Raw genomic sequence first — 867 nt, 5'->3', positions numbered from 1 at the left:
GTACAACCGATATCGTAATTACCATTGCTTATATACTTTTTATTGTAACCATAGGCTTATGGACAGGAACGAGAAAAAAGAAAAACGAAGAAACCACCAGTGGAGAATACTTTTTGGCGGGCAAATCGCTTAAATGGCCTATGATTGGCCTGGCGCTGTTTGCAACAAACATTTCGTGTCTCCATTTGGTAAGTTTGGCACAGAGCGGATTTGACAGCGGCCTTTTAAATGGCAATTTTGAATGGATGGCGGCATTTACCCTTATTCTTTTGGCCTTATTATTTATTCCTTTCTATATCCGTTCGGGGATTTCTACTTTACCCGATTTTTTAGAGCGAAGGTATAACCGGGCCTGTAGAGACTGGCTGGCATTCATCTCTATCCTATCGGCCATCATTATTCACATTGCCTTTTCTTTTTTAGCGGGTGGTATTGTACTCGAAACCTTATTCGGCATAGATATGTATATAAGTATAGTGGTAATTGCCTCGCTAACCGGACTATACACCATTATTGGCGGTTTAAGGGCCGTGGTAGTTACCGAAACCATTCAAAGTTTGGTGTTGATTACCGGCGCCATTATCATTACAGTTTTTGCGTGGAATAAAGTTGGTGGCTGGAATCATATGACTGCTATACTGCAAAAAGAAAATGCCATGGATAAGCTCAGTATGATACGTCCGATTGGCGATAAGAGTGGAATGAGCTGGATAGCCGTATTTTTAGGGTATCCGGTTTTGGGTATTTGGTACTGGTGTGCTGATCAAACCATAGTACAACGTGTTTTAGGCGCAAAAGATGAAAACCATGCCCGCGTAGGTTCCTTGTTTTGCGGTTTCATCAAAATTTTACCCGTGTTTATTTTCG

At 41.4% G+C, this 867-nt stretch carries 1 protein-coding gene; it reads left to right on the top strand.

The features are described from left to right. The coding region (locus tag AC1DND_RS28695; protein ID WP_477586348.1) for a sodium:solute symporter family transporter at positions 1 to 867 on the top strand (867 nt) is incomplete at both ends.

This window comes from Pedobacter sp. 01N416, from assembly GCF_056399685.1.
The sequence above is the reverse complement of the archived record's forward strand: the minus strand, read 5'-3'. Positions and strand labels throughout refer to the sequence as shown.